24 protein-coding genes are annotated in these 23,461 nt (G+C 71.4%); 11 read left to right on the plus strand and 13 right to left on the minus strand.

Annotation, left to right across the window (positions count from 1 at the left end; translation table 11 throughout):
* The first annotated feature begins 39 nt into the window (after positions 1–39).
* A complete protein-coding gene (locus tag OO60_RS23785) occupies positions 40–2,775 on the plus strand; it encodes an FAD-binding and (Fe-S)-binding domain-containing protein (RefSeq protein WP_003080021.1) in 2,736 nt (911 codons plus the stop codon).
* 80 nt (positions 2,776–2,855) lie between these two features.
* Here the strand turns inward: OO60_RS23785 and OO60_RS23790 are convergent, their stop codons facing one another.
* Genes OO60_RS23790 through OO60_RS23805 form a run of 4 tightly spaced genes read right to left on the minus strand, consistent with a single transcriptional unit; the run spans position 2,856 to position 5,370 of the window.
* Positions 2,856–3,416, minus strand: a complete 561-nt coding sequence (locus OO60_RS23790; RefSeq protein ID WP_003080024.1) for a TetR/AcrR family transcriptional regulator — start codon at positions 3,414–3,416, stop codon at positions 2,856–2,858.
* A 42-nt stretch (positions 3,417–3,458) separates the two neighbouring features.
* Entirely contained in the window at positions 3,459–3,656 is a 198-nt protein-coding gene (locus OO60_RS23795) for a ferredoxin (protein WP_033262104.1), read from the minus strand.
* A gap of 2 nt (positions 3,657–3,658) precedes the next feature.
* Positions 3,659–4,864, minus strand: a complete 1,206-nt coding sequence (locus OO60_RS23800; protein ID WP_003080031.1) for a cytochrome P450 — start codon at positions 4,862–4,864, stop codon at positions 3,659–3,661.
* Positions 4,861–5,370: a PadR family transcriptional regulator gene (locus OO60_RS23805; RefSeq protein WP_003080034.1), complete on the minus strand. Its 510-nt coding sequence runs from the start codon at positions 5,368–5,370 to the stop codon at positions 4,861–4,863. The genes OO60_RS23800 and OO60_RS23805 overlap by 4 nt, the downstream gene beginning before the upstream one ends.
* Before the next feature lie 115 nt (positions 5,371–5,485).
* Here OO60_RS23805 and OO60_RS23810 point away from each other — a divergent pair, with 115 nt between their 5' ends.
* Together OO60_RS23810 and OO60_RS23815 are read left to right on the plus strand one after the other, a co-directional pair.
* Positions 5,486–6,676, plus strand: coding sequence for a cytochrome P450 (locus tag OO60_RS23810; RefSeq protein ID WP_003080036.1), 1,191 nt, complete (start codon positions 5,486–5,488; stop codon positions 6,674–6,676).
* Between the two features lie 2 nt (positions 6,677–6,678).
* Complete coding sequence (locus OO60_RS23815; protein WP_205624151.1) at positions 6,679–6,894, plus strand: ferredoxin; 216 nt, start codon at positions 6,679–6,681, stop codon at positions 6,892–6,894.
* Here OO60_RS23815 and mtnA read toward each other — a convergent pair.
* The 3 genes from mtnA to OO60_RS23830 all read right to left on the minus strand — a co-directional run bounded on the left by mtnA (position 6,851) and on the right by OO60_RS23830 (position 9,860).
* On the minus strand, positions 6,851–7,849 hold the full coding sequence (mtnA, locus tag OO60_RS23820) for an S-methyl-5-thioribose-1-phosphate isomerase (protein WP_033262105.1): 999 nt from the start codon (positions 7,847–7,849) through the stop codon (positions 6,851–6,853). The two genes, OO60_RS23815 and mtnA, sit on opposite strands and share 44 nt — an antisense overlap.
* A gap of 363 nt (positions 7,850–8,212) precedes the next feature.
* Entirely contained in the window at positions 8,213–9,007 is a 795-nt protein-coding gene (locus tag OO60_RS23825) for a PIG-L family deacetylase (protein WP_033262106.1), read from the minus strand.
* Between the two features lie 61 nt (positions 9,008–9,068).
* On the minus strand, positions 9,069–9,860 hold the full coding sequence (locus OO60_RS23830) for an Fpg/Nei family DNA glycosylase (protein WP_033262159.1): 792 nt from the start codon (positions 9,858–9,860) through the stop codon (positions 9,069–9,071).
* Positions 9,861–10,038: 178 nt separating this feature from the next.
* On the opposite strand from OO60_RS23830, the gene OO60_RS23835 reads away from it, so the two are divergent.
* The gene (locus OO60_RS23835) at positions 10,039–13,680 is read left to right on the plus strand and encodes a tetratricopeptide repeat protein (RefSeq protein WP_162186952.1); all 3,642 of its coding nucleotides are present in this window, start codon (positions 10,039–10,041) and stop codon (positions 13,678–13,680) included.
* Here the strand turns inward: OO60_RS23835 and OO60_RS23840 are convergent, their stop codons facing one another.
* Positions 13,681–14,307 carry a VOC family protein gene (locus OO60_RS23840; protein WP_003056596.1) on the minus strand — a complete coding sequence of 209 codons (627 nt, stop codon included), beginning with the start codon at positions 14,305–14,307 and terminating at the stop codon, positions 13,681–13,683.
* 252 nt (positions 14,308–14,559) lie between these two features.
* On the opposite strand from OO60_RS23840, the gene OO60_RS23845 reads away from it, so the two are divergent.
* Entirely contained in the window at positions 14,560–15,252 is a 693-nt protein-coding gene (locus OO60_RS23845) for a GNAT family N-acetyltransferase (protein WP_003056592.1), read from the plus strand.
* Positions 15,252–15,464, plus strand: a complete 213-nt coding sequence (gene infA / locus OO60_RS23850) for a translation initiation factor IF-1 (RefSeq protein WP_003056590.1) — start codon at positions 15,252–15,254, stop codon at positions 15,462–15,464. Before OO60_RS23845 ends, infA begins: the two co-directional genes overlap by 1 nt.
* 42 nt (positions 15,465–15,506) lie before the next feature.
* Here the strand turns inward: infA and OO60_RS23855 are convergent, their stop codons facing one another.
* Together OO60_RS23855 and OO60_RS23860 are read right to left on the minus strand one after the other, a co-directional pair.
* Positions 15,507–15,968, minus strand: coding sequence for a hypothetical protein (locus OO60_RS23855; RefSeq protein WP_003056588.1), 462 nt, complete (start codon positions 15,966–15,968; stop codon positions 15,507–15,509).
* 106 nt (positions 15,969–16,074) lie between these two features.
* On the minus strand, positions 16,075–16,770 hold the full coding sequence (locus OO60_RS23860) for a hypothetical protein (protein WP_003056586.1): 696 nt from the start codon (positions 16,768–16,770) through the stop codon (positions 16,075–16,077).
* A gap of 74 nt (positions 16,771–16,844) precedes the next feature.
* Between OO60_RS23860 and OO60_RS23865 the strand changes: the two genes are divergently transcribed.
* Both OO60_RS23865 and OO60_RS23870 read left to right on the plus strand, forming a co-directional pair.
* Positions 16,845–17,168: a YciI family protein gene (locus OO60_RS23865; RefSeq protein WP_003056583.1), complete on the plus strand. Its 324-nt coding sequence runs from the start codon at positions 16,845–16,847 to the stop codon at positions 17,166–17,168.
* Entirely contained in the window at positions 17,165–18,400 is a 1,236-nt protein-coding gene (locus OO60_RS23870; RefSeq protein WP_003056581.1) for an RNA polymerase sigma factor, read from the plus strand. The genes OO60_RS23865 and OO60_RS23870 overlap by 4 nt, the downstream gene beginning before the upstream one ends.
* On the opposite strand, the gene OO60_RS23875 is transcribed toward OO60_RS23870, so the two are convergent.
* A complete protein-coding gene (locus tag OO60_RS23875; protein ID WP_003056579.1) occupies positions 18,390–19,628 on the minus strand; it encodes a hypothetical protein in 1,239 nt (412 codons plus the stop codon). The two genes, OO60_RS23870 and OO60_RS23875, sit on opposite strands and share 11 nt — an antisense overlap.
* A gap of 170 nt (positions 19,629–19,798) precedes the next feature.
* On the opposite strand from OO60_RS23875, the gene OO60_RS23880 reads away from it, so the two are divergent.
* Positions 19,799–20,149 carry a hypothetical protein gene (locus OO60_RS23880; protein ID WP_003056576.1) on the plus strand — a complete coding sequence of 117 codons (351 nt, stop codon included), beginning with the start codon at positions 19,799–19,801 and terminating at the stop codon, positions 20,147–20,149.
* On the opposite strand, the gene OO60_RS23885 is transcribed toward OO60_RS23880, so the two are convergent.
* On the minus strand, positions 20,139–21,287 hold the full coding sequence (locus OO60_RS23885; protein ID WP_003056574.1) for an epoxide hydrolase family protein: 1,149 nt from the start codon (positions 21,285–21,287) through the stop codon (positions 20,139–20,141). The genes OO60_RS23880 and OO60_RS23885 overlap by 11 nt on opposite strands.
* 77 nt (positions 21,288–21,364) lie before the next feature.
* On the opposite strand from OO60_RS23885, the gene OO60_RS23890 reads away from it, so the two are divergent.
* The gene (locus tag OO60_RS23890; protein WP_003056571.1) at positions 21,365–21,934 is read left to right on the plus strand and encodes a CGNR zinc finger domain-containing protein; all 570 of its coding nucleotides are present in this window, start codon (positions 21,365–21,367) and stop codon (positions 21,932–21,934) included.
* Between the two features lie 42 nt (positions 21,935–21,976).
* Positions 21,977–22,972, plus strand: a complete 996-nt coding sequence (locus tag OO60_RS23895) for a hypothetical protein (RefSeq protein ID WP_155848806.1) — start codon at positions 21,977–21,979, stop codon at positions 22,970–22,972.
* A gap of 40 nt (positions 22,973–23,012) precedes the next feature.
* Here the strand turns inward: OO60_RS23895 and OO60_RS23900 are convergent, their stop codons facing one another.
* Positions 23,013–23,372 (minus strand): hypothetical protein, encoded by a 360-nt coding sequence (locus OO60_RS23900; protein WP_003056565.1) that lies wholly within the window; start codon positions 23,370–23,372, stop codon positions 23,013–23,015.
* Positions 23,373–23,461 lie beyond the last annotated feature (89 nt).

Genomic DNA, 23,461 nt, shown 5'->3' on the forward strand with positions numbered 1-23,461 from the left:
GGAGAGGTACGGCGGCCCCCGGTCGACTTGAATGGGGGCGTGGAGATCCTCACCGACGCCGCCACGCTCGCGCTGTACACGACCGACGCGTCCAACTACCGGCACGTGCCCCGCGGGGTGGTGCTGCCACGGACCGTCGACGACGTCGTCGCCGCGGTCGCGGCCGCCCGCGATCGTGACCTGCCGGTGATCGCGCGGGGCGGCGGCACGAGTGTCGCCGGGAACGCGTGCGGCCCTGGCCTGGTGATCGACACCTCGCGCCACCTCGGTGGGGTGCTCTCGCTGGATCCGGCGGCCCGGCTCGCGCGGGTCCTGCCCGGGACGGTGCTCGACGACCTGCAGGCGGTCGCGGCCCCGCACGGCCTGCGGTTCGGCCCGGACCCGTCGACGCACAGCCGCTGCACGCTCGGCGGGATGATCGGCAACAACGCGTGCGGCTCGCACTCGGTGGCGTGGGGGCGCACGGCCGACGTCGTCCGCTCGCTGGAAGTCCTGCTCTACGACGGCACGCGGCTGCGGGTCGGCCCGGGCGAACCCACCGAGGGCCGGATCTTCGACGAGCTGCGCGCGCTGGTGCGCGACAACCTGGCGTTGCTGCGCAAGGAACTTTCGACGTGGCCGCGTCGCGTGTCGGGCTACGGGCTCGAACACCTGCTGCCGGAGAACGGTTTCGACGTCGCCAAGGCGCTGGTCGGCAGCGAGGGTACCTGCGTGACCGTCCTCGAAGCGACCGTTTCGCTCGCGGAGCTGCCCCGCGAGCGGGTGCTGGCGGTGCTGGGCTTTCCCTCGGACATCGCGGCGGCCGACGCGGTGCCGTCGATCCTGCCGTGGTCCCCGCTGACCGTCGAAGGCGTGGACGCCGAACTCGTCGCGATGCTCCCGGGACGGGCGGGCGACCTGCCGCCGGGCGGGGCGTGGCTGTTCGTCGAGCTGGCCGGCGACGACCCGGCCGCGCGTGCTCGTGAACTGGCCGCGTCACTCGATCTGACGGGCTTCGCGATCGTGGACGACCCGGCCGCGCAACGCGGACTCTGGCGCATCCGCGAGGAAGGCGCCGGGCTCGCCACGCGGCTCGCCGACGGCTCGGAGGCGTGGCCGGGCTGGGAGGACGCCGCCGTCCCGCCCGAACGGCTCGGCGCGTACCTGCGCGAGTTCAAGGAACTCATGCGGGCGCACGGCCGCCGCAGCGTCGTCTACGGCCACTACGGCGAAGGCTGCCTGCACCTGCGGCTCGACTTCGACCTGCTGTCGGAGTCCGGTGTCGGGGACTTCCGCCGGTTCCTGGAGGAGGCCGCCGACCTCGTCGCGGCGCACGGCGGCTCGCTGTCCGGCGAGCACGGCGACGGCCAGGCGCGCTCCGAGCTGCTGTCCCGCATGTACAGCCCGGAAATGCTGGCCGTCTTCGCGCGGTTCAAGGCGATCTTCGACCCGGCCGGGCGGATGAACCCCGGCATCCTGGTGGCGCCGCGGCCGATCGACGCGGACCTGCGGGTGCGTGCCACCTCGCAGTCCATTGAGGACACGGTGTTCCTGGGCTACCCGGAGGACCGCGGGAACTTCGGGCAGGCGATGCGGCGCTGCGTCGGAGTGGGGAAGTGCCGCAACACCAGCGGCGGCGGCGTGATGTGCCCGAGTTACCGGGCCACCCGCGAGGAACAGCACTCGACGCGCGGCCGGGCCCACCTGCTCGCGGAGATGATCAACGGTGAGGTGATCACGGACGGCTGGCGGTCCGCCGAAGTCCGCGACGCGCTGGACTTGTGCCTGTCCTGCAAAGGTTGTCTCTCCGACTGTCCGGTCGACGTGGACATGGCGACGTACAAGGCCGAGTTCCTGCACCAGCACTACCGGCGGCGGCTGCGCCCGGCGTCCCACTACTCGATGGGCTGGCTGCCGCTGTGGCTGCGGCTCAGCGCTTTGACTCCGCGCCTGGCCAATCTGGTGGCACGGTCCCGGTTGGCGGGCTTGGTGAAGCGGCTCGGCGGGATCGCGCCGGAACGTGCGCTGCCTTCGTTCGCTACGTCTCCTTTCACGTCGTCGCGCGCGGACCTCCGGCGGCGGGCTTCGGGGGAGCGCCGGGTGGTGCTGTGGCCGGACTCGTTCAACAACTACCTGACGCCTTCGGTGCTGGACGCGGCTTACGAAGTGCTGACCGCGGCGGGTTACGACGTCGTGCTGCCGGACCGCGGAGTCTGCTGTGGACTGACCTGGGTGTCGACGGGCCAGCTCGGCGTCGCGCGCCGCGTTCTGGACCGGACGCTGTCGGTGCTGACGCCGTACCTGGAGGACGGCTACGAGGTCGCGGGCCTGGAACCGAGCTGCACGGCCCTGTTTCGCGGCGACCTGCCCGCGCTGATGCCGGGCGACGCACGCGCGGAACTGCTGGCTTCGCGGACGTTCACGTTCGCGGAACTCCTCGAGCGGGCGCCGATCCCGTTCGCGGCCCTCGACGTCGACGCGATCACGCAGGTGCACTGCCACCAGCACGCGGTCCTCGGGTTCGGCGCCGACGAGTCCGCGCTGAAGGCGGCGGGGGTCCGCAACACGACGCTGGATTCGGGGTGCTGCGGCCTGGCGGGCAACTTCGGCTTCGAACGCGGCCACTACGACGTCTCCAAGGCGGTGGCGGAGGACCGGATGCTCCCCGCGATCCGCGCGGCGGCCCCGGAGACGGTGGTGGTGTCGGACGGCTTCAGCTGCCGGACGCAGATCGCCCAGGAGTCCGGAAGGACCCCGGTGCACCTGGCGGAACTGCTCCGCCGCGCGCTGCCGTGACGGGTCTGCCGCAACTCGTCGTGAGTGGTAAGGCGGGTTCTAACCCGCCTAAACACTCACGACCGGCCGCGGCAGACCCGCTACTCGCTGCGCTCCAGCAGCGTCCTGATCCCGGCGAGCACGAGCCGGCAGATGTCCTCCGGATCGGCGCCGGCCAGCGGCTCCTTCCCGGTGACCTCGCGGACCAGCGCGATGCCCATCAGCCAGGCGAGCGCGAGGTCGGCGCGCAGCTCGGCGTCCGGGGCGTCGGTCAGCGTGGCGAGCACCTCGGCGTACTCGCGGCCGACCTCCTGGCGGATGGCGGCCGCGACGCCGTCGCTGCCCGAGGAGCGCAGGTACGTCTCCAGCGCCCGGTTCTGCCGTCCGGGCTCCAGCATGCTGCGCAGGGACGTGCTGAAGAGCCGCTCGGGCGGGGTGGCGGCGAGCTGCTCGCGCCCCGACCGGGCGATGACCGCCTCGAACAGTGCCTCTTTGCTGCCGAAGTAGCGGAACAGCAGCGACTGGTTCGCCCCGGCGAGCTTGGCGATGTCCCGCACGGTCGTCCGGTCGAAGCCGCGCTCGGCGAACAGCTTGGCGGCGGCGTCGAGCAGCGCCTGCCGCGTCGCGGCCGCGTCCCGCTTGCGGCCAGGCTGCTCACCCATCGGAGCAGGCTAACCGGCAAACCGGACGCGGCGCGACGGACCCTAGGCGCCGGCGAGGCGGATCGCGGCGGCCGGGCAGGTCAGCTCCGCCTGCCGGACCGCCTCCTCTTCCCCGGCGGGTGGCTCGGCCGCGAGGAGCACGACCGTGCCGTCGTCTTCGTTCTGGTCGAACGTCTCCGGCGCCAGCAGCACGCACTGCCCGGACGAGACGCAGCTTTGCGTGTCGACGGTGATCTTCACGCTCACCACTCCACGGGCACGCGCTCGACGCCGCCGGCCACGCGGTTGGTGCGGATCGGGATCTCGTCGATGCCCACGGCCAGGCGCAGGCCCGGGAACCGCCGGAACAGCTTCGGGAACACCGTGCGCAGCTCGGTGCGGGCGAGGTTGGCGCCGATGCAGACGTGGGCGCCGGTGCCGAAGGCGAGGTGCACGTTCGGCGTCCGGTCCGGGTCGAACCCGTCCGGGTCGGCGAACACCGCCGCGTCCCGGTTGGCCGCGTCGCTGGAGATCAGCACGGCGTCGCCGCGCATGATCCGCACGCCGCCGATCTCGACGTCCTCGTGCGCGTACCGCAGCAGGCCGGTGCCGCTGGTGGCGGTGAGCCGCAGGATCTCCTCGACGGTCTGGTTCACCTCGCCGTCGGGGTCGGCGGCGAACCGGTCGCGGCGGGCGGTGTCGGTGAGCAGGAACAGCGTGCCCATCGCGATCCGCGTCGAGGTCGTCTCGTGGCCGGCGAACAGCAGGCCGGCGCCCATCCGGGCGAGGTCCTCGTCGGTGAACGTCGGGTCGTCGGCCTGGACCGCGACCATGTCGGAGATGACGTCCGGCTGCGGGTCGGCGCGCTTGGCGTCGGCCAGCTTCGTCATGTAGGCCATGAACTCCGCCATCGCCGCCTGGGCGTCTTCGCCGCCGTCCATCACCGCGATCCGCTCGGACAGCCCGCGGAAGTGCTCGCGGTCGGCGTACGGCACCCCGAGCAGTTCGCAGATCACCAGCACCGGCAGGGGAAACGCGAGGAAGTCGGTCAGGTCGACCGGCCCGTCTCCGCGCGCGGCTTCCAGGTCGTCGAGGCAGCGGTCGGTGAGCTCGGCGATGCGGTCGCCGAGTGCGCGCATCCGCGGTGCGGAAAAGGCGGGCGCGAGCATCCGGCGCATCCGCTTGTGCACGTGTTCTTCGGTCTCGAAGTCGCCGCTCGGGCCGTCCTGCACCGCGGCGTAGGAGATCCGCGACGCCTGTTCCGGCGCCGGGTGCGACCGGCCGAACCGGCGGTCGCGGAAGACCTCCTTGGCTTCCTCGTAGGACGTCACCAGCCAGGCCGGGTCGCCGGCCGGGGTGAGCACCCTGGTCACCGGCGCCTGCTGCCGGAGGACCTCGTAGTCCGGGGCGATCGCGAGCGCGTTCGCGCGGGCGAAGGGGAGGCGAGGCGTCTCTTCGGTGGTGGTCATGCGTCTTCCCTCGGATCGGTGGTGAGGCCGGCGAGCCAGCGGAGTTCGGCGTCGAACTTCCCGAGCACGTGCCGCAGCGCGGCCCGGCTCCACGGGTCGGCCTGCCCGGCGGCGAGCGCCTCGAGCCGGGCCTGCTCGGCGGTCAGCGCCTTCTTGCGGACGTCGAGCACCCGCGTGCGTTCGGCCGGGCGCAGCCAGGCGAAGTTCCCCACGCGGGCGAGGAACTCCGGCTCGTTGAGCGCCAGGTCGGCCGGGAAGTCGGCGAGCATGTCGTGCAGCAGTTCCCGCCCGACGTCGGTGATCGTGTAGACGTGCCGCGGCGGTTTGGCCTCCTGTTCCTCCGCGCTGCGGCTCACCGCGCCCGCGTCGACGAAGCGCCGCAGGGTCGGGTAGAGCGAGTTGTTGGACAGGGTGTGGCCGGTCGACGCCTCCACGGACTTGCGGAGTTCGTAGCCGTGCATCGGCTCGGCGGCCAGCTTCGACAGCAGGAGGATCTCGATCCACACCTAGGTCACCGTAACCTAGGATTCGGTGACTGGGCAATGGCGGATCGTGACAGGTGGGGAGAAACTGTGTAGCGTTGTAAGCAGCTGCTTACAAACTGGAGCACGGGGGTTCCGCATGACCGCCACGCACACCGAACCGCTGTCGTACCCCTTCAACGAGGAGGCCGGCCTCGACCTGAACGAGGCGTACGAGGCCGCCCGGGAGGCCGAGGGCCTGGTGCGGGTGAAGATGACCTACGGTGAGCCCGCGTGGCTGGCCACCCGGTACGCCGACGCCCGGCTGGTGCTGGGCGATCGCCGGTTTTCGCGGGCGATGGAGAAGGAGAAGGACGCGCCGCGCCGCTCGCCCGTGGTCCGCGACGGCGGCATCCTGCAGATGGACCCGCCCGACCACACGCGGCTGCGGACGCTGGTCGCGAAGGCGTTCACCGTCCGCCGCGTCGAACTGCTGCGGCCGCGGGTCGCCTCGCTCGCCGCCGAGCTGATCGCCGACATGAAGGCCGCCGGGGCGCCCGCCGACCTCGTCGACGCCTACGCGCTGCCGATCCCGGTCGCGGTGATCTGCGAGCTGCTCGGCGTCCCGGTCGCCGACCGGCCGAAGTTCCGCGTGTGGAGCGACGCGGCGCTGTCGACCAGCGGGCTGACACCCGAGGAGTTCGAGCGCAACCGCGAAGAGCTGCGCGACTACATGCGCGGCCTGATCGCCGAACACCGCGTCCGGCCGCAGGACGACCTGATGACGGCGCTGATCGAGGCGCACGACGTGCGCGACCGGCTGACCGAGCTGGAGCTGGTCGACCTGTGCGTCGGCATCCTCGTCGCCGGCCACGAGACGACCGCGAGCCAGATCCCGAACTTCGTCTACGCGCTGCTGGACCAGCACGAGCAGTGGGAGCGCCTGTGCGCCGACCCGGGCCTGATCCCGGCCGCGGTCGAGGAGCTGCTGCGGTTCGTGCCGCTGGGTGCGGGGGCGGGCTTCCCGCGGTACGCCACCGAAGACGTCGAGGTCGGGGGCGTGGTCGTGCGCGCGGGCGAGCCGGTGCTGGTGGCGGTCGGCGCGGCCAACCGCGACCGGCTGCGGTTCGACGACGCGGACGAGCTGCGGTTCGACCGCGCCGACAACCACCACCTGGGCTTCGGCCACGGCGTCCACCACTGCCTCGGCGCGCCGCTGGCCCGGCTGGAGCTGCAGGAGGCGCTGCGCGCCCTGGTCACCGAGCTGCCGGGGCTGCACCTGGCGGGCGATATCGTGTGGAAGACGCAGATGCTCGTCCGCGGGCCGCGGTCGATGCCGATCGGATGGTGACCATGAGCTGGCAGGTGGAGATCGACGAGCACGTCTGCATCGGCTCGGGGATGTGCGCGGCGCTGATGCCGGAGGTGTTCGTGCTGGACGGGGCGAAGGCGCGCACGCTGACGTCCGCGGTCGGCGCGGACGAAACGGTCCTCGACGCGGCGGACTCGTGCCCGGCGATGGCGATCACGGTGACCGAAGGCGGCCGGGAGATCGGCCCGCGCCCCTGAAGACACCGTGCTCGGTGACCACGGCCGTGACGAGGTCGTGCGGGGTGACGTCGAAGGCGGGGTTGAAGACGCTTGCGTCCGGCGGCGTGATCGGCACCCCGGCGAAGTGGGTGAGCTCGCCGGCATCGCGTTCCTCGATGGCGATGCCGGTTCCGTCGGCGATGTGTTCGTCCACAGTGGACGAAGGCGCGACCACGACGAACGGCACCCGGTGGTGGTGCGCGGCGATGGCCAGGCCGTAGGTGCCGATCTTGTTGGCGACGTCGCCGTTCGCGGCGATCCGGTCGGCGCCGACGAGCACGCAGTCGACCAGCCCCCGCGCCATCGCCGCGGCGGCGGCGCTGTCGGGCTGGACGCGGTAGGGAACGTTCGCCTGCGCGAGTTCCCAGGCCGTCAGCCGGGCCCCTTGGAACAGCGGACGGGTCTCGTCGACGAGGACCTCCTCGACGAGCCCGCGTTCGTGCAGGTGCCAGACCACCCCGAGGGCGCTGCCCCACCCGACGGTGGCGAGCCGCCCGGCGTTGCAGTGGCTGAGCAGCCGGAGCGGCCGCCGCGGGCAGGCGTCGAGCACCACCTCGGCGGCGTGCTTCGACGCGGTCTCGTTGAGCCGCTCGTCTTCGTCGAGCAGGGCCAGGGCCTCGGCCAGGACGGCGTCGGGGCCTTCGCCGAGCTTCGCGAGAGCGCGTTCGACGCCCCAGGCGAGGTTGACGGCGGTGGGCCGGGCCCGGGCGATCAGCTCGGCGTGCGCGCGGACGTCCCCGCCTTCCCGCACGGCCAGCGCGACGCCCAGGGCCCCGGCCGCCCCGAGCGCGGGAGCCCCGCGGACGGCAAGCCGCCGGATGGCGTCGACGAGCGCACCGACGGTCCGCAGTTCGAGCAGCCGGTACGCCCCGGGAAGCGCGGTCTGGTCGATGACGACGACGGCCCCGTCCACCCAGTCGATGGTCCTGCGCACACGCCCTCCCGAACTCGCCCCCGCCACCCATTCAACGCCGGCCTCACCCGTCCACAGGTGATGCCCCGCCAATCACGCGAGATGCCCCGCCAATCACGCGAGTTACGCGTTCAATCACGCGAGTCACGTCCCCGATCACGCGAGTGACGGGTCCGGTCACGGGAGTGCGGCGTACCGGAACGGCGAACTCGCGTACCTGGACGGCCGACTCGCGTACCCAGACGGACGACTCGCGTACTCGAACGGTCGGCTCGCGTGATCGGGGACGGAACTCGTGTGATTGGGGAGCGATCTCGCGTGATTGGACGGGCATCATGCGTGATTGGCGGGGCATCACGGGTGCTGGCGGAGCCGGACGGTGGGTCAGAGGCCGGACATCAGGTCGGTTTCCGTTATGCCTGGGCCTTGGCCCGTGCGGATGAACCACTCCGTGCCGAAGGCGAACGTGAACGCGTCGTCCGGCATGGCCAGCATGAACATGTCCTCGCTGATCTGGCTCGGGTGCGCGCGCATCGCCGCGCGCTTCACCGGTGCGTACTTCGACACGTCGACCGCCGCCGTGATCTCGGCCTCCGGTTTGCCGAACTCCACGTTCTCCGGGGGCTTCGGGGCCGCCTCCGGGGGGATCAGGCCGTCCGCCACCGCCGCCTCGAAGCCGCGCTGCATGAACTCGCGGTTGAACGTCGCCTGGAAGACCCGGGACGTGCCGGCCAGCTCGGCCGCGCGGACGCCGACGCGGTGGACCTGGATGTGGTCCGGGTGGCCGTAGTCGCCGTTGTCGTCGTACACCGTGAGGACGTCCGCCGACTCCTCTCGCAGGATCGCCGCCAGCTGCTCGGCCGCCTTCTCGACGTCGGCGCGCCAGAAGCACGCCGGGTCGTCGTTCGTCGGCTCGCCCATCATCCCCGAGTCGCGGTAGCCGAGGAATTCCACGCGCTCGACGCCGAGGATCTCCGCGGCCGCGTGCGACTCCTGGACGCGCCGGTCCGCGAGTTTCTCGCCCTCGGCGAGGAAGCCGTCGGGTACCTCGCCGACCTCGCCCTTGGTGGCGACGACGAGCACGACCCGGTGCCCCTCTTCGACGGCCTTGCGCATGACGCCCGCGGTGCGGAGGCACTCGTCGTCCGGGTGGGCGTGGAAGGTCACCAGTGTTCCCATGTCCGCGACGGTACCGGCTACCCCCGACAAAAACCGCCCGCGTGCGTGCCCTCCCGGGCCGCTAGGCCTGTTCCTTCGGGCACCACCAGGTGGACCGGCCGCCGACGGTGCCGTGGCTCAGCTCCGCCCCGCAGCGCGGGCAGTGGTCACCCGCGCGGCGGTGGCCGATGAACTCGCCGGTGTGCACGCCGCCGTGGCGGATCGCCGCGCGCAACGCCTTCCGCAGCGCCTTGTGCAGGTGCGCGAGGTCGTCGCCGGTCAGCTCGTTCACCGGCCGGGCCGGGCTCAGCGCGGCCTGCCACAGGGTTTCGTCGGCCAGCAGGTTGCCGATCCCGGCCACCACCGACTGGTCCAGCAGCCGCGCCTTGAGCGGCGCCCGTCCCCGGCCGACGCGCTCGGCGAAGTCCCGGCGCGAGATCTCCCCGGCGTCGGGGCCGAGCGCGTCGAGGTCCGGGTCGAGCCGCACCCGGCTGAGCCGCCGCGTGTCGAACAGCTGCAGCTGTTCGCCGTCGGCGAAAGTGATCCCGAACCGGAACCACTCGGGCTTTTCGACGCGGTCGCGGGCCCGTCCGGGCGGCCCGCTCCGGCCCGCGAACCGCAGCTGCCCGGCCATCCCGAGGTGCAGGCCGAGGTGCGGCCCCGGCTGCCCGTCCCGGCCTTCCGTGGCGCACCAGAGCGTCTTCCCACGCCGGTGCGCCTCGGTGAGCCGCCCGCCCCGCAGCGCCGCGGCGATGTCCTCGGGGGCGTGGGGGCGGCAGACCCAGTCGTCGTGGTCGTCGACCTCCCGGATCTCCCGGTCCAGCGCACCGGCGAGGACCTGACGGGCGAGTTCGACTTCGGGCAGTTCGGGCACCCGGCCAGTCTGCCCGGCCGCGGTCCCGGCCGCGCGGTGGCGGGCATTCTCGCGCACGGTGATCCTTTCCGGTGCGGTGCCTGCCAGTTGTCCTTGTTTTGTCGCATTTCTCCCGCCACCGCTTCCGGTTCGCCCGATACCCTGCAGGAAGGGGCCTGGTGAGGCGAGGGGATCGGCGGTGAGCGAGCGATCCGGCACGAAGCCGCGACCGCGGCGGGTGTTCATTTCCTACGCCCCGGAATCCGGTTCGGCCGCCGACGACCTGACGGTCCGGGAACTGTGGGTGTTCCTGCGGTCCTGCGGAGTCGACGCCCGGCTGGACCTTTCCGCGGAACACCGGCAGGACTGGTCGCTGTGGCTGGCCGAGCAGATCCGGGAGGCCGATCACGTCCTGGTCATCGCCTCGCCGCGGTACCGGGAAGGCGCGGAGGGGCGCGCCGCCGGGGACGTCGGCCGCGGTGTGCAGTGGGAAGCCCGGCTGATCCGCGACGCGTTCTACCGCGACCCGCACGCGCTGGACCGGTTCCTGCCCGTCGTGCTGCCCGGCCAGAGCCTCGACGGCGTGCCGGACTTCCTCGCCGCCGCCAGCACGACCGTGTACCGCGTCGACCGGTTTTCCCTTGCCGGGGCCGAATCCCTGCTCCGGTTGCTGACCGACCAGCCCGCCTACCCGGAACCGCCGGTGGGGACCGCCCCGGTGCTGCCGCCCGTCGACCTGACACCCGATCCGGCGAGCCGGCCGCCGCGGTTTCCCCTGGCGGTGCACCGGACCGTGCTCGTGGTCGACGTCGAAGGGTTCGGCGACCACCACCGGGCGAACCACCACCAGGTGGCCGTCCGGGACACGATGTACGAGACGCTGCGCCGGGCGTTCCGGCAGGCCGGCATCTCCTGGGACACCTGCTACCACGAAGACCGCGGGGACGGCGTGTTCGTGCTGGCCCCGCCCGACACCCCGAAGTCGGTCTTCGCGGACGTGCTGCCCGGGGCCCTCGTCGAAGGCCTGAACGCGCACAACCGCCGAGCCGCCCCCGAAGAACGCATCCGGCTGCGGCTGGCCCTGCACGCCGGGGAGGTCCGGTACGACAGCCACGGCGTGACGGCGGCGTCGGTGATCCTGACGTTCCGGCTGGTCGATTCGGAACCGGTGAAAACGGCGCTGGCGAATTCGCCGGGCGTGCTGGCGGTGATGGTTTCGTCGTGGTTCTTCGACGAGGTGGTCCGGCACAGCCAGGACGGTTCGCCGGGCACTTATCGCCCCGTTCTCGTCGAAGCCAAGGAAACCCGCACGATCGGCTGGGTGTGCCTGCCCGACCACCCCTATCCGGACAACCCGGTGTACCTGCAGCAGCACCTGATGAATTCGGCCGCGCAGTTCGCCTTGCCCGACGGCGTGCCTTCCGCCACGACCCGCCGGGACAATCCGCGACGCGGCCTGCGCACGCTGCCGCGCGATGTGCCCGCCTACACCGGCCGGGCCGCGGAACTCGCCTGGCTAGCCGACGCGGTCGCCGACGCCGCCGGGAGCGGTGACGCGGTCGCGATCCACGCCGTCGACGGGATGGCCGGGGTCGGCAAGACCGCGTTCGCCGTCCACGCCGGGCACCTGCTGGCCGACCGGTTCCCGGACGCGCAGCTGTTCGTCCGCCTGCACGGGCACACCCCGGGGCAGCAGCCCGCCGACCCCGCCGACGTGCTGGCGGCCCTGCTGGCCACGACGGGGGTGCCCGCCCAGCAGGTGCCCGCCGACCCGGACGCGCGGGCGGCCATGTGGCGCGACCGGCTGGCGGGCCGCCGGGTCCTGCTGATCCTCGACGACGCCGTCAGCTACGCCCAGGTCGAACCCCTGCTGCCGGCGAGCCCGGGTTCGCTGGTGATGATCACCAGCCGCCGCCGGCTCACCGCGTTGACCGGCGTGGTGACCCTGCCGCTGGACATCCTGCCGCCCGACGAGGCGGCGTCGCTGTTCACGCGCCTGTCCGGCCGGCCGGGCGCGCACGCCGAGGCCGAGCACGTGGACCGGGTGGTCCGGCTGTGCGGGATGCTGCCGCTGGCCGTTTCGCTGCTGGCCGGGCGGTTGCGCAGCCGTCCGCAGTGGAGCGTCGCCGAGCTGGCGGGCGAACTGGACTCGGCGCACGACCGGCTCGGCGAGCTCCGCGCGGAGGACCTCGAGGTGGCCGCCGCCTTCGACCTGTCCTACCGCGAGCTCACCGACGACCGGCAGCGGTTCTTCCGGCGGCTCGGCCTGCACCCCGGGCCGGAACTGGACGCCCACGCCGCCGCGGCGCTGGCCGACGTCCCGGTGGCCGAGGCCGGCGCGCACCTCGAGGTGCTCTACAACGACCACCTCGTCGACGAGCCGGCGTTCGACCGCTACCGGATGCACGACCTGATCCGCGAATTCGGCCGCAAGCTCAGCCAGGGCGACGCCGCGGCCGACCGCGAGCAGGCCATCGGCCGCCTCTTCGGCCACTACCGGGCGACCGCCGCGGTCGCCGCGCACCACATCGCCCAGGACGTCACCACGGACGGCCTGCGCGACTCCGGCGGCATCCTCCGCGGCCGCGCGCCGGCCGGGCCCGAGGTGCGGCTCAGCAGCCGGATGGAGGCGTGGGCCTGGATGCGCACGGAGGCGGCGAACCTGATCGCCTGCGCCGAGTACGCCATCGGCAACGCGTGGCACGACCAGGTGATCGGGCTGGCGGAGAGCCTGGCCAAGTTCCTCTACCTGGTCGGGCCGTGGGACCAGGCCGTGCGGTTGCACCTGGCGGCGGCGGAGTCCGCGGCCCGCACCGGGAACGACCTCGCCCGGGCGCACGCGCTGAACCGGCTGGGGAACATGCAGCGGCGGATCGGCGACTACCAGGGCGCCCTCGAATCGCACGTGGTGGCGCTGGCCTGCTACACCGAACTCGGCGACAAGGCCGGACAGGTGGCCGCGTGGGGCCAGCTCGGTGCCGACCGGCGCATGGTCGACGACTACCGGGGCGCCGCCGCGGCCTACACCCGGGCGCTGGAGATGGCCCGGAACCTGGACGACCGCTCCAGCGAGGCGTTCGCGCTCAACCAGCTGGGCATCGTCCACCTGGTCGACGGGGACTACCAGGCGGCGGTCGCCGCGCACACGAAGTCACTGCGCCTCTACGAGGACCTCGGCGACCAGCTCGGCCAGGCCGACGCCTGGAACGAACTGGGCATCGCCCGCCGCACGATGGGCGACTTCGACGGCGCGATCGAGGCGCACACCCGGGCCGTGCACGGCTTCCGGGAGGTGAGCCACCGGTTCAGCGAGTCGTTCGCGCTCAACAGCCTCGCGGTCGTGTGGCGGATGGTCGGCAAGTACCGCAAGGCCATCGACGCGCACGAACAGGCCCTGGCCATTTCCCGCACGCTGGGCGACCGGCTCGGTGAAGCGGGCGGTCTCAACGAGCTCGGTGCCGCCCAGCACCGGATCGGGGACCTGGCCGCCGCCGAGCGGAGCCAGATTCAGGCCCTCGAAATCTACCGCGACCTGGGCAACCGCCTGGGCGAAGCCGAGGCCCTGAACCACATCGGCGTGCTGCTGCTGGCGACGGACCGGGTCGACGAAGCCGTGTCGCGGTACACGAAGGCGTTGCGCCTGGCCCGCGACGTCAACAGCCCGCTGGAGGAAGCCCGGGCCCTGGACGGGCTGGGCCGCTGCGCCGCGCGGTCGGCCCGGCCGGACGCCGCGGCCCGCGACCTGCGGACCGCGGCGGAGATCTTCGAGCGCATCGGCGCGTCCGAAGCCGGCGACACCCGCGAGTACCTCGAACGGCTGCGGACCACCGGGACCGGCTGATCAGGACCGGCTCGCGGCCGCGGTGGTTTCCCAGGCGAACCCGTCCGGGTCGGTGAACGGCTCGGCCGCGCCGCCGACCGCGATCCGGTGCGAACCGCTGCCCTCGGGCGCGACACCGGCGTCCTTGGCCAGTGCCTTGCGCCGGTACAGCGCCAGCTTGACCGGGCTCGACCCGGCTTCGAACTCGACGTACATCTTGCCGAAGCTCTTCCCGACGGCCAGGCCGCGCTCGACGTAGAACTTCTTGCTCGCGGCGACGTCGGCGACGCCCAGCAGCAGCACGACGGCGTCGATCTTCCGGGTGGCCGGGCCGGTGTTCTTCTTGGCGGAGGTGGCGAGCTTCCAGATCGTCCCGTCCGGCGCCCGGACGGTGCCGCCGTAGCCCCACATGGACTTCGTGGCCGGCTTGATCGTGGTGGCGCCGGCTTCGAGGGCGGTGCCGATGAGGGAGTCGACGTCGGCGGGCTGGGGCACGGTGAGGGAGAGGGTGAACCCGCGGAAGCCGGTGCTGGGGGCGTCCGAGGCGCGGAAGCGCAGCTGGGTGGTGAGCCCGAAGGCGTCGGCGTAGAAGCGCTCGGCGGCGGCGGTGTCGGCAACTTCGAGGGTGATGATTTCGCTGTTCGTCATGCCGGTAACGCTAGGTGCGGCGTCCTGACCGGCGCTTCTCGATTCCTGACCGGTCTCGCCCCGCCCGTCGCCGGAAAAGGAGTGGGCGGGACGTGCGCCGGGCTGCTAGCTTGCCCCTTGACCGTGACCCGGACCGAGGGGGTGAGACCCGTGAACGTTGTACGCAGTGGGTGCTCCCCCTCGTCGTCACGGGCGGGCGGCTGACGGAGGTGTCGCCGGGAGCGCTTCGACGAGCTCCCGAAAGGCGACACCATGAATCACCTGTACGAAAGACCGGGCGTGGCCGGCCGCGGGGAAGCATCCCGGCGCCCGGACGGCCGCCTCTTCCTCAGCATCGACACGTGGAGCGACGCGGACTTCGCGCTGCTCGCGGCCGACATGCTGCCCGCACTGCCGAGGCCGCTGTACACCGTGGTCGACGAAGCCGACGCGGAACTGCGGTCCCGCTGGGAATCCGCCGGGTTCACGATCCGGCGCCGTGAGTGGGAGTACGTGGTCCCCACGGACGTGGTCCCCGTGCCGGCGGACGTCACGATCAGGCCGCCGTCCGACGAGCGGTTGCTGCGCGCGTTCGAGGACCTGATCCGCGCCGAAGTCTCGGCGGCGGTGGGCTGGCACGAGATGCCGGCGGAGATCCTGCCCCGCCCGGACACCCCGGACGTCACGAAGTACGTGGTGGCGGAGTCCGCGGGCGAGCACGTGGGCCTGGTCCGGCTGGCGGCGGTGACGCGGCAGCCGCGGATCGGGCTGATCGCGGTCCGCGCGGACCGGCAGCGGCGCGGGATCGGCCGCGCCCTGCTGTCGCACGTGCTGAATACGTTGCACCATAGGGGAATCGCGACGGCGTCGGCCGAAGTGAACGAGACGAACCCGGCGGCGGTGGCGCTGTTCGAGGGCATCGGAGCCCGCCGGGTGGGCAGCAACCTCGAGCTGGTGCTGCGCTGATGGCCGGGATCGAAGTCGAGGGCACGGTCGTCGAGTGCCTGCGCGGGGCGACGTTCCGGGTGGAACTCGAGAACGGCCACCAGGTGCTCGCGCACATCAGCGGGAAGATCCGGAAGAACTTCATCAAGATCCTGCCGTTCGACCGGGTCCTGGTGGAGCTGAGCCCGTACGACCTGAACCGCGGACGGATCCTGTTCCGCTACCGGACGTAGTGCGAGGGGGCGGGGAGGCGGCGCCTCCCCGCCCCCGGGCGCTCAGTACTCGCCCTTGATCACGAAGTACGAGCCCCGGATGGTGCCGGCCAGTTTGGACTTCTGGCGGGCGAACTTGAACGACGAGAGCTCCTCGGGGACGTCCATCCCCTCGGAGAGCTTGAACCCGACCGCCCGCTTCCCGCCGTCGTCCACGGTGTACATCACGTTGACCGACAGGCCGCTTTCGTAGAACACGTAAGCCATCCGGATGTTCTCGACCTGGAACGCGGTCGCCTCGAGCGGGCGCGAGGCGATGACGATGCCGCGTTCCTCCTCGAGGATCCGGTGCACCCAGCCGACCGCCGGCCGGGCGTCGGCCGCCGGTTCGACGGTGAACTCGTGGTCGTACTTGTTCTTGAAGTAGCGGGCCTCGTTCGCCCGCAGGCCGGCGAGCGCGGCGGCGACCGGCGAGGTTTCCAGGCCGGTGGTCGAGACGGTCCCGAAGTCGACGGCATGGGGCATGGCACAGTCCTCCGCGTGTGTCCGGTCGATCCGGGCCCAGCGTAGGCGCCGGTGGCGGGGTGGACCACCGGGGAGCTCGTCGGCCGGGACCTCGAGCCGGCCCTTGTCAGCCGCGGGCCGCTCCCGCCAGCACCTGGTGCAGCCGGGCGAACCGCAGCGGATCGACCGCGGCCGGGTCGTCCGACAGCTCGAGCACCAGTGCCCCGGCGGGCGTCCGCCGGACGTGGGCGCCCAGCTCCGCCGGAACGGCCGGCAGCGCCCGGGCGCGGCCGGCGTCGAAGTAGGTCGACCAGCTCAGCCACTCCGGCCAGGCACCCGGGGGCGGCGGGGCGTCGCCCAAGCGGGGGTCGCTCAGCTCGGCCCAGATCTGTTCCAGCGACCACTCGTCCTCGACCCGGCCGAACAGCGCGCCGAGCTCGTCCGCGAGGGCCACCCACAGGTCGGTGAGCAGCCGGTGCAGCGCTCGGAAGGGCTCGGCCCGGTCATCCGGGGTCCGCCGGCAGTAGATCGAGTCCAGCGACAGGGTCACCACGTCCTGGGCGCCGCGCTCGGTGGACAGCGAGACGGCCACATCGGACCCGAGCCACACGTTGGTGCCCCAGGACGCGGTGGCCAGGCCCGCCACCATCTGCGACCGGTCCTGCACCCGGTAATCGCCGGTCGCGCTGAAGCCGTTGTACCCGCCGTCCGGCCGCGCCGGCGACAGCCCGAACGTGCCGGCCACGGCCAGCAGCCGCTCGACGTTCTCCGGGCGCACCGCGCCGGCGGGAAGGGTCAGCGTCCACCACCAGTCCGAGCCCATGGGGACAGCCTGGCAGCACGGCACCGGAAGCGCCTCCGAAATAATGGCCGTTCGCGAACACAGGGGAGTTTCGGATGCAGTACCTGGTTTCCGTGATCGACGACAAGAGCAGTCCCGGCAGCACGGACCGGCAGCCGGCCATCAGCGAGTTCAACGACCGCCTGGTCGACGCGGGCTACTGGGTGTTCGCCGGCGGGCTCGCGGACACCGACGCGGCCACCGTCGTCGACAACCGGGGCGAGCGGGCGGTGTTCAGCGACGGGCCCTTCGTGGAGTCGAAGGAGTACCTCGCCGGCTTCTGGGTGTGGGAGGCACCCGGCCTGGACGTGGTGCTCGAGCTCGCCGCCGAGGCGTCCAAGGTCTGCGACCGCAAGATCGAGGTCCGGCCGTTCCGGTGAGCGACGTCGAAGCAGCGGTGACCCGGGCCCACCGCGACGAGTGGGCGCGGCTGGTGGCCGCGCTGACCCGGCGGTTCGGTGACCTCGACGTCGCCGAGGAGGCGGCGGCCGAGGCGTTCGCGGTCGCCGTCGAACGCTGGCCAGCCGACGGCCTGCCGCCCAACCCCGGCGCCTGGCTGACCACCACGGCCAGTCGCAAGGCCATCGACCGGATCCGGCGCGAGAGCAAGCGCGACGACAAGCACCAGGCGGCCGTCGTGGAGTACGACGACGACCCGCCGCAGCCGCCCGGCGCCATCGACGACGACCGGCTGCGGCTGATCTTCACCTGCTGCCACCCGGCGCTGGGGGTGGACGCCCGCGTGGCGCTGACGCTGCGCCTGGTCGCCGGGCTGACCATGCCCGAGATCGCCCGCGGGTTCCTGGTGGCCGAGAGCGCCATGGGGCAGCGGATCACCCGCGCGAAAGCCAAGATCAAGGCGGCCCGCATCCCCTACCGCGTGCCGTCCGCCGAGGACCTCCCGGCCCGCGTCGACGGCGTGCTCACCGTGCTGTTCCTGGTGTTCAACGAGGGCTACCTGGCGACCGGCCCCGGCACCGGCCCGGTGCGCCGCGACCTGACCGCCGAGGCGATCCGCCTGACCCGCCTGATCCACGCCCTCCTGCCGGAGGATGGCGAGGTGACCGGGCTGCTGGCGTTGATGCTCCTGACCGAGGCCCGCCGCGACGCCCGCGTCTCGCCGGACGGCGAACTGGTCGCCCTCGGCGAGCAGGACCGCGGCGCGTGGGACACGGCGCTGATCGCCGAGGGGCACCGGCTGGTGCGGGAGCGGCTGGCCACCGGGGTGGCGCCGGGCCGCTACCAGGTCCTCGCGGCGATCAACGCCGTGCACACGTCCGCCCGGGACATGCGTGACACCGACTGGTCGCAGATCCTCGCGCTCTACGACCAGCTCGTCCGCCTCGACCCGTCGCCGATCGTCGCCCTGAACCGGGCCGTCGCGGTCGCCGAGCTCGACGGCCCGGAGGTGGCGCTGGCGGTGGTCGACCGGCTCGAAGCCGAGCTGGCCGGCTACCACGCCTACCACGCCACCCGGGCGGATCTGCTGCGCCGCCTCCACCGCGGCCGCGAGTCACGTGCGGCGTACGACCGGGCCATCGAGCTGGCGGGCAACACCGCCGAGACGGCCGCCCTGACCCGGCGCCGCGACCAGCTCGGGCTCAGGCCTTGACGACCCGCACCCAGGTCCGGAAGAACCGGCGGTCACCGGCGGCGGGCGGCGGCACCCGCTTGTTCAGCGCTTCGGCGCTGGCCTGCCGCTTGAGCGCGGTTTCGGCCACGGGGACCGGCTTGGCGCCGGGCACGGACACCTTCTGGTAGCCCGGCCAGTACTCGGCGAACAGGGCGTCGATGACGTCGTCGGTCAGCCCGGCGTCCCGCAGGCCGAGCCGGTTGACTTCGGTGTCCGGGGTTTCGACGAGCTCCATGAGGTGGAACCACGTGTTCGCCTTGTCGGCGGGGACCAGCTTCAGGTACGCGGCGAACGGCTTGGCGGTGCTCATCAGCGAGCGGAAGTAACTGCCGAACCCCGAGTTCGCCTCGCGGAACGCCTGCCGGGCGGCACTGGCGTCCTGCACCAGGTCCTGGCCGTACGTCTTGGCGAGGAACGCACCGAGCTGGTTGCCGGACACCGTCCGGCCGCCGAACTGCGGGCTCATGTGGTGGATGGCTTCGTCCACGAACGCGACGAACTGGTGGGGCTTGACCGCCGCGATGTTGATTTCGGCCGGTTTCCCGAGCCGGCCGCGAACCCACCGCAGATCTTCCAGGAATTTGGCCGGCAGCGACCGTTCGATCTGCGTTTCGTGCTCCTGGACCACCGCCGGGTTGAGGACGTACTCGGGGCCGGGAATGTCCACGTCGGTGTCGTAGTTGAGGTTCACGAACAGCGTCTCGCCGTAGGTGTCCTTGTGGAGCCGGTCCCGTCCGACGAATTGCCGCTTGCGGTAGTAGTGGATCTCGACGAGGACTTTCCACTCCTTTCCGACGAACCCGCTCTTGCGCAGGTATTCGAGCTGGTGGGCGGCGCTCATGGTGAGCAGGGAGAACCGCACGAGGTTCCGTTCGGCGCCGACGGCCTGGGCCAGCGGAAACCCGTTCAGGTGCGTGCCGAGCGCGTGGATGGGCTCGTTTCCCTTGGCTTCGGTGACCGACGGCAGGTTGATCAGCTTGACCTGGTCGGGCAACGCCCCCTCGGCGGAGGCGTCCGGGATGACGGGCAGTTCGAAAGCACCGACGAAGAGGAGGTACTTGTCGAACTTGGCGGGGGCCTGTTTGATCCCGTCCTCCAGTGCGGCGACGAGGTCCTTTTGCAGGTCCAGGTCCGGGCAGTTCCCGATGAGCGGCGGCGCGAGTTTCTCGAGCAGTCGGGCCGATTCGCCGGTTTCCGTGGTCGTCATGGATCGATCACATCCCCTGTGTGAGCCGGTATCCGTCCGAGCCTATCGGCTGGGCACGGGTGGGAACGTTGGCCTCAACGGGTGGATTTGCTCGCTGAACGGAGTAGGGTGAAACGTTCACGGGGTGCGCGGGAAAAAGGACCGGAAATCATGGAATCGGGAGTTCGGCGATGGACGACGGCGAAGCGGTGGCGGAACTGGTGACGGCGCGGCTCCTGTCGTTCGGCGGCCGGGGTGTCACCGGAGCCGTCGACGCGAGCACGCTCGCCTACCGGCACCTGGCCGGGCTGGGCGCGCACGCCGTTCCCCTGCTGGAGCGCGTGCTCGAGGAGGCAACACCGGCGGGCCGGGCGTACGCGGCGACGTTGCTGAGCGAACTGGACGAACCCGCGGGCCGCGCGGCGTGGGAACGGCTGGCCGGCGAGCCGGGCCAGGTCAGCTACTACCGGGGTTGCGTGCACGAAACGCTGTCGCTGGGGGAGTACGCCCGTCGCAACCTGCGGCCGGGGTTCACCGGCTGACGGCCAGCACCGCCGCGAGGCCGTCCTGCAGGTCCTTGACGAAGTACCCGGGCACCTCCAGCGACGGGAAGTGGCCCCCGGTTTCCGGTTCCGTCCAGCGGACGATCCGCCGGAACCGCTCCTGCGCCAAGGGCCGCGGGCATTTCTCGATGTCACGCGGATAAACGCTGATCGCCGCCGGGACGTCGACCCGGAGGCCGGGGTCCAGCGAATCGTGGCTTTCGTAGTAGATGCGGGCCGCCGACGCGCCGGTCCGCGTCAGCCAGTACAGGGTGACGTCGTCCAGGATGCGGTCCCGGGAAATCGTTTCGAAAGGGCTTTCCCGGGTGTCGGTCCATTCGGCGAACTTGTCGAGGATCCAGGCGAGCAGGCCGACCGGTGAGTCGACGAGCGAGTAGCCGATGGTCTGCGGCCGGGTCGCCTGCTGCTTCGCGTACGCCGCGCGATGGCGCCAGAAATCGCGGGTTTCCTCCGCCCACCGGCGTTCGGACGCGGTCAGCCCGTCGGTGGGCAGGCCGGGCGGCGCCTGCGCGGTCGTGGTGTGGATGCCGAGGACGTGGGCCGGGAACCGGCCGGCGAGAATCGTGGTGATCACGCCGCCCCAATCGCCGCCGTGGGCCGCGAACCGGCGGTAGCCGAGCCGGGTCATGAGTTCGACCCAGGCGGCGGCGATCTTTTCGGTGCCCCAGCCGGTGGTGGCGGGTTTGCCGCTGTACCCGAAGCCCGGTAGCGACGGAGCCACGACGTGAAAGGCCGGTGCGCCGGCCGTTTCCGGATCCGCCAGCTCGTCCACGACGTCGGCGAATTCGGCGATGCTGCCCGGCCAGCCGGGCGTCAGGATCAGCGGCGTGGCGTCCGCGCGCGGGGAGCGGCGGTGCAGGAAATGGATGTCCAGGCCGTCGATGGTCGTGCGGAACTGGCCGATCCGGTTGAGCCGCGCTTCGAAGGACCGCCAGTGGTACCCGGTGCGCCAGTAGTCGACGACATCGGCGAGGGCATCGAGCGGAACGCCCTGGTCCCAGCGGCCGGGGGTCGTCTCGCGCTCCGGAAGCCGCGCGGCGGCCAACCGGGCACGCAGCTCGTCGAGGGCGGCATCGGGTGCGTGGGCTTCGAACACGTGCACGTCATCGCTGGGCATGAGACCTCCATCGGTGAACCGGCTAAGACGGTTCTAACACGATCCGAGGGCGGCGGGCAACCTGCTAAGCTGGTTCCATGCGCGCTGGGTTCCCCGACTTCCGGCTGGGCAGCGTGCTGGCGACCAGCTTCACGGGGACGCTGACGGAGCGTCGCGGGGAATCGGTGGAGCGCATCCCGACACCGCAGCGCCTCGTCGATTGGCTGGTGGTGAACGGCTTGGACGTGGAGTCGTGCACCATGGCCCAGCTCGAACTCGCCCGCGAGCTGAGGGAAGCGATCCACGCGGCCGCAACAGCGGCGGCAAGCGAGGAGCCGCTCCCGGCGGCGGCGGTGAAGGTGATCAACGCTCGAAGTAGTCAGGGGCGGGCGTCGGCCGTTCTGACGCTTGAGGGGCATCGGCACTGGCGGCTCAGCTCACCGGCCAGCGTGGAGGACGCCTTGGGCGTGATCGCGGCCGACGCAATAAGCATCCTGGCGGGCGAGCGGGACGGAAAACTGGCGTTGTGCGCATCACCGACGTGCCGGGCGGCTTTCTTCGACACCAGCCAGAGCCGGACTCGCCGGTGGTGTGACATGAACACGTGCGGGAACCGGCAGAAGAAAGCGCGCTTCAACGCCAATCAGCGCAAGAACTCCGCTGTGTGATGCGCTGTATCATGTTCTCTCGAAGTTGCGGAGGTGTCTTCGGTGGGCCAGTTCGCAACAGCCGGGGCGGCATTGCTTGCGGCCGTGCTCGCGTTGGTAGCGGGAGTGTATGCGGCTCGGACGACGAGGAGAACCAGCCGGGAAGTGGAGGTTCTCCGATCAAGCCTGGCTCGGGAATCCGCTGAAGAGCAGAGCAGGCGAGAATATGAATTTGCTGCCCGGAAGCGGCTTTACGATGAATGCGAACCACTGATAAGCAAGCTGGCCGCGAGCTGTGACGCTGCCGCGGATCGCATCGTCGAGCTCTCGGATCCGCGGCGGTGGAAGGAACTGCAGGCGACGCGAGACGCAAACTCGTTTTGGATGCTTTCCAGGTCTTCGGAAGTCATCTCCTTCGCGCGCGCTTTTCTGGAGCCGCTCGCCGTCTATACGCTTCTGAGTGAGAAGATCACCCTGGTGGACCTCGCCTTCGACGCGAGGGTGAACGAAGTCTACACGCTGGCGGAAGCCGCCTACCAGGTTCACTTGAACGACTACAAGATCGCGGCCATTCCTCCGGCGTTGACTTATGGCCCTGTAGTCATGGGCTGGCGCGAGAAGAGAGTGGCGGAGTCCGCAACGTATTGGTGGCAGGGGCTTACCCGCGGCCGACTCGATCCGGCGATCGAAACCTGCATCCACCGCGACGCGGGCCGGTTGACGACCGTCGCGGAGTTCGAGAACCGCTATCTCGAACTGTTCGAGGCGCCTCAGGACAGTCGAAGCAAGTCGCTCGGCCTCTTTTGCAATCCTCTGTACAATTTCCGGCCCGAGGATCGTCCGGTCTTCTGGCGGATGCTGATGTGTCAGCTGCTCATCTATCGAAGGATCTCCGCGAGAAGCCGGTTGCCCGAGGGAATCAAGGTCAGTCATCGATTCAGCTTTGACATGCGGGACATCGACACGATCCAGCGGGCAGGTGAGATCAAGGACGATCTCCTGGAGTCGAGCTTGAACGTGGCCTTGCAATACTCAAGCGGCCTACTCGGCGGCAAATGACGAACGAGCCTCCGCGCCCGGTCTCGCCGCGCTGCGCCGCTCACTGGCCGTAGGAGTAGCGAAGGTCGGCGAACAGCAGTTGGTTGAGCCGCCGCCGGAGGTGTCCGGTTTTGCTCTGGTCGGGGGCCTCCCCGGGCGTCAGCAAGGTGAACCTCAGCAAGGTCCCTCCATCGCGCGAGGCCGTCAGCGCGAAATGGATTTGGTCCTCGGGCCGGCTCGGCCACAGCGATGACCACACCGCCTGGCCGGGCTTCTCCGCAGTCAGGACCCGGGGTTCGACCTCGTCGGCCAGCAGGCGGAGCCACGGACGGGCCCCCGGCCGGCGGGGCTCCGCGAGTGACTCCCAGACGACATGGGGCGGCGCCGGCAGCGTCCGCGCCCGCGAACCGATCTCGATCACACGAACAGCGTAGGCCGGCGCGGCACCGATCAGGTTTTCGCGCCGCGGCCGTCTGTACGGGTGAGATCGACTCACGAGAGGCTGGCATG

Origin of the sequence: Amycolatopsis vancoresmycina (genome assembly GCF_000716785.1) — a bacterium.
GTDB classification, from domain to species: Bacteria; Actinomycetota; Actinomycetes; order Mycobacteriales; family Pseudonocardiaceae; genus Amycolatopsis; species Amycolatopsis vancoresmycina.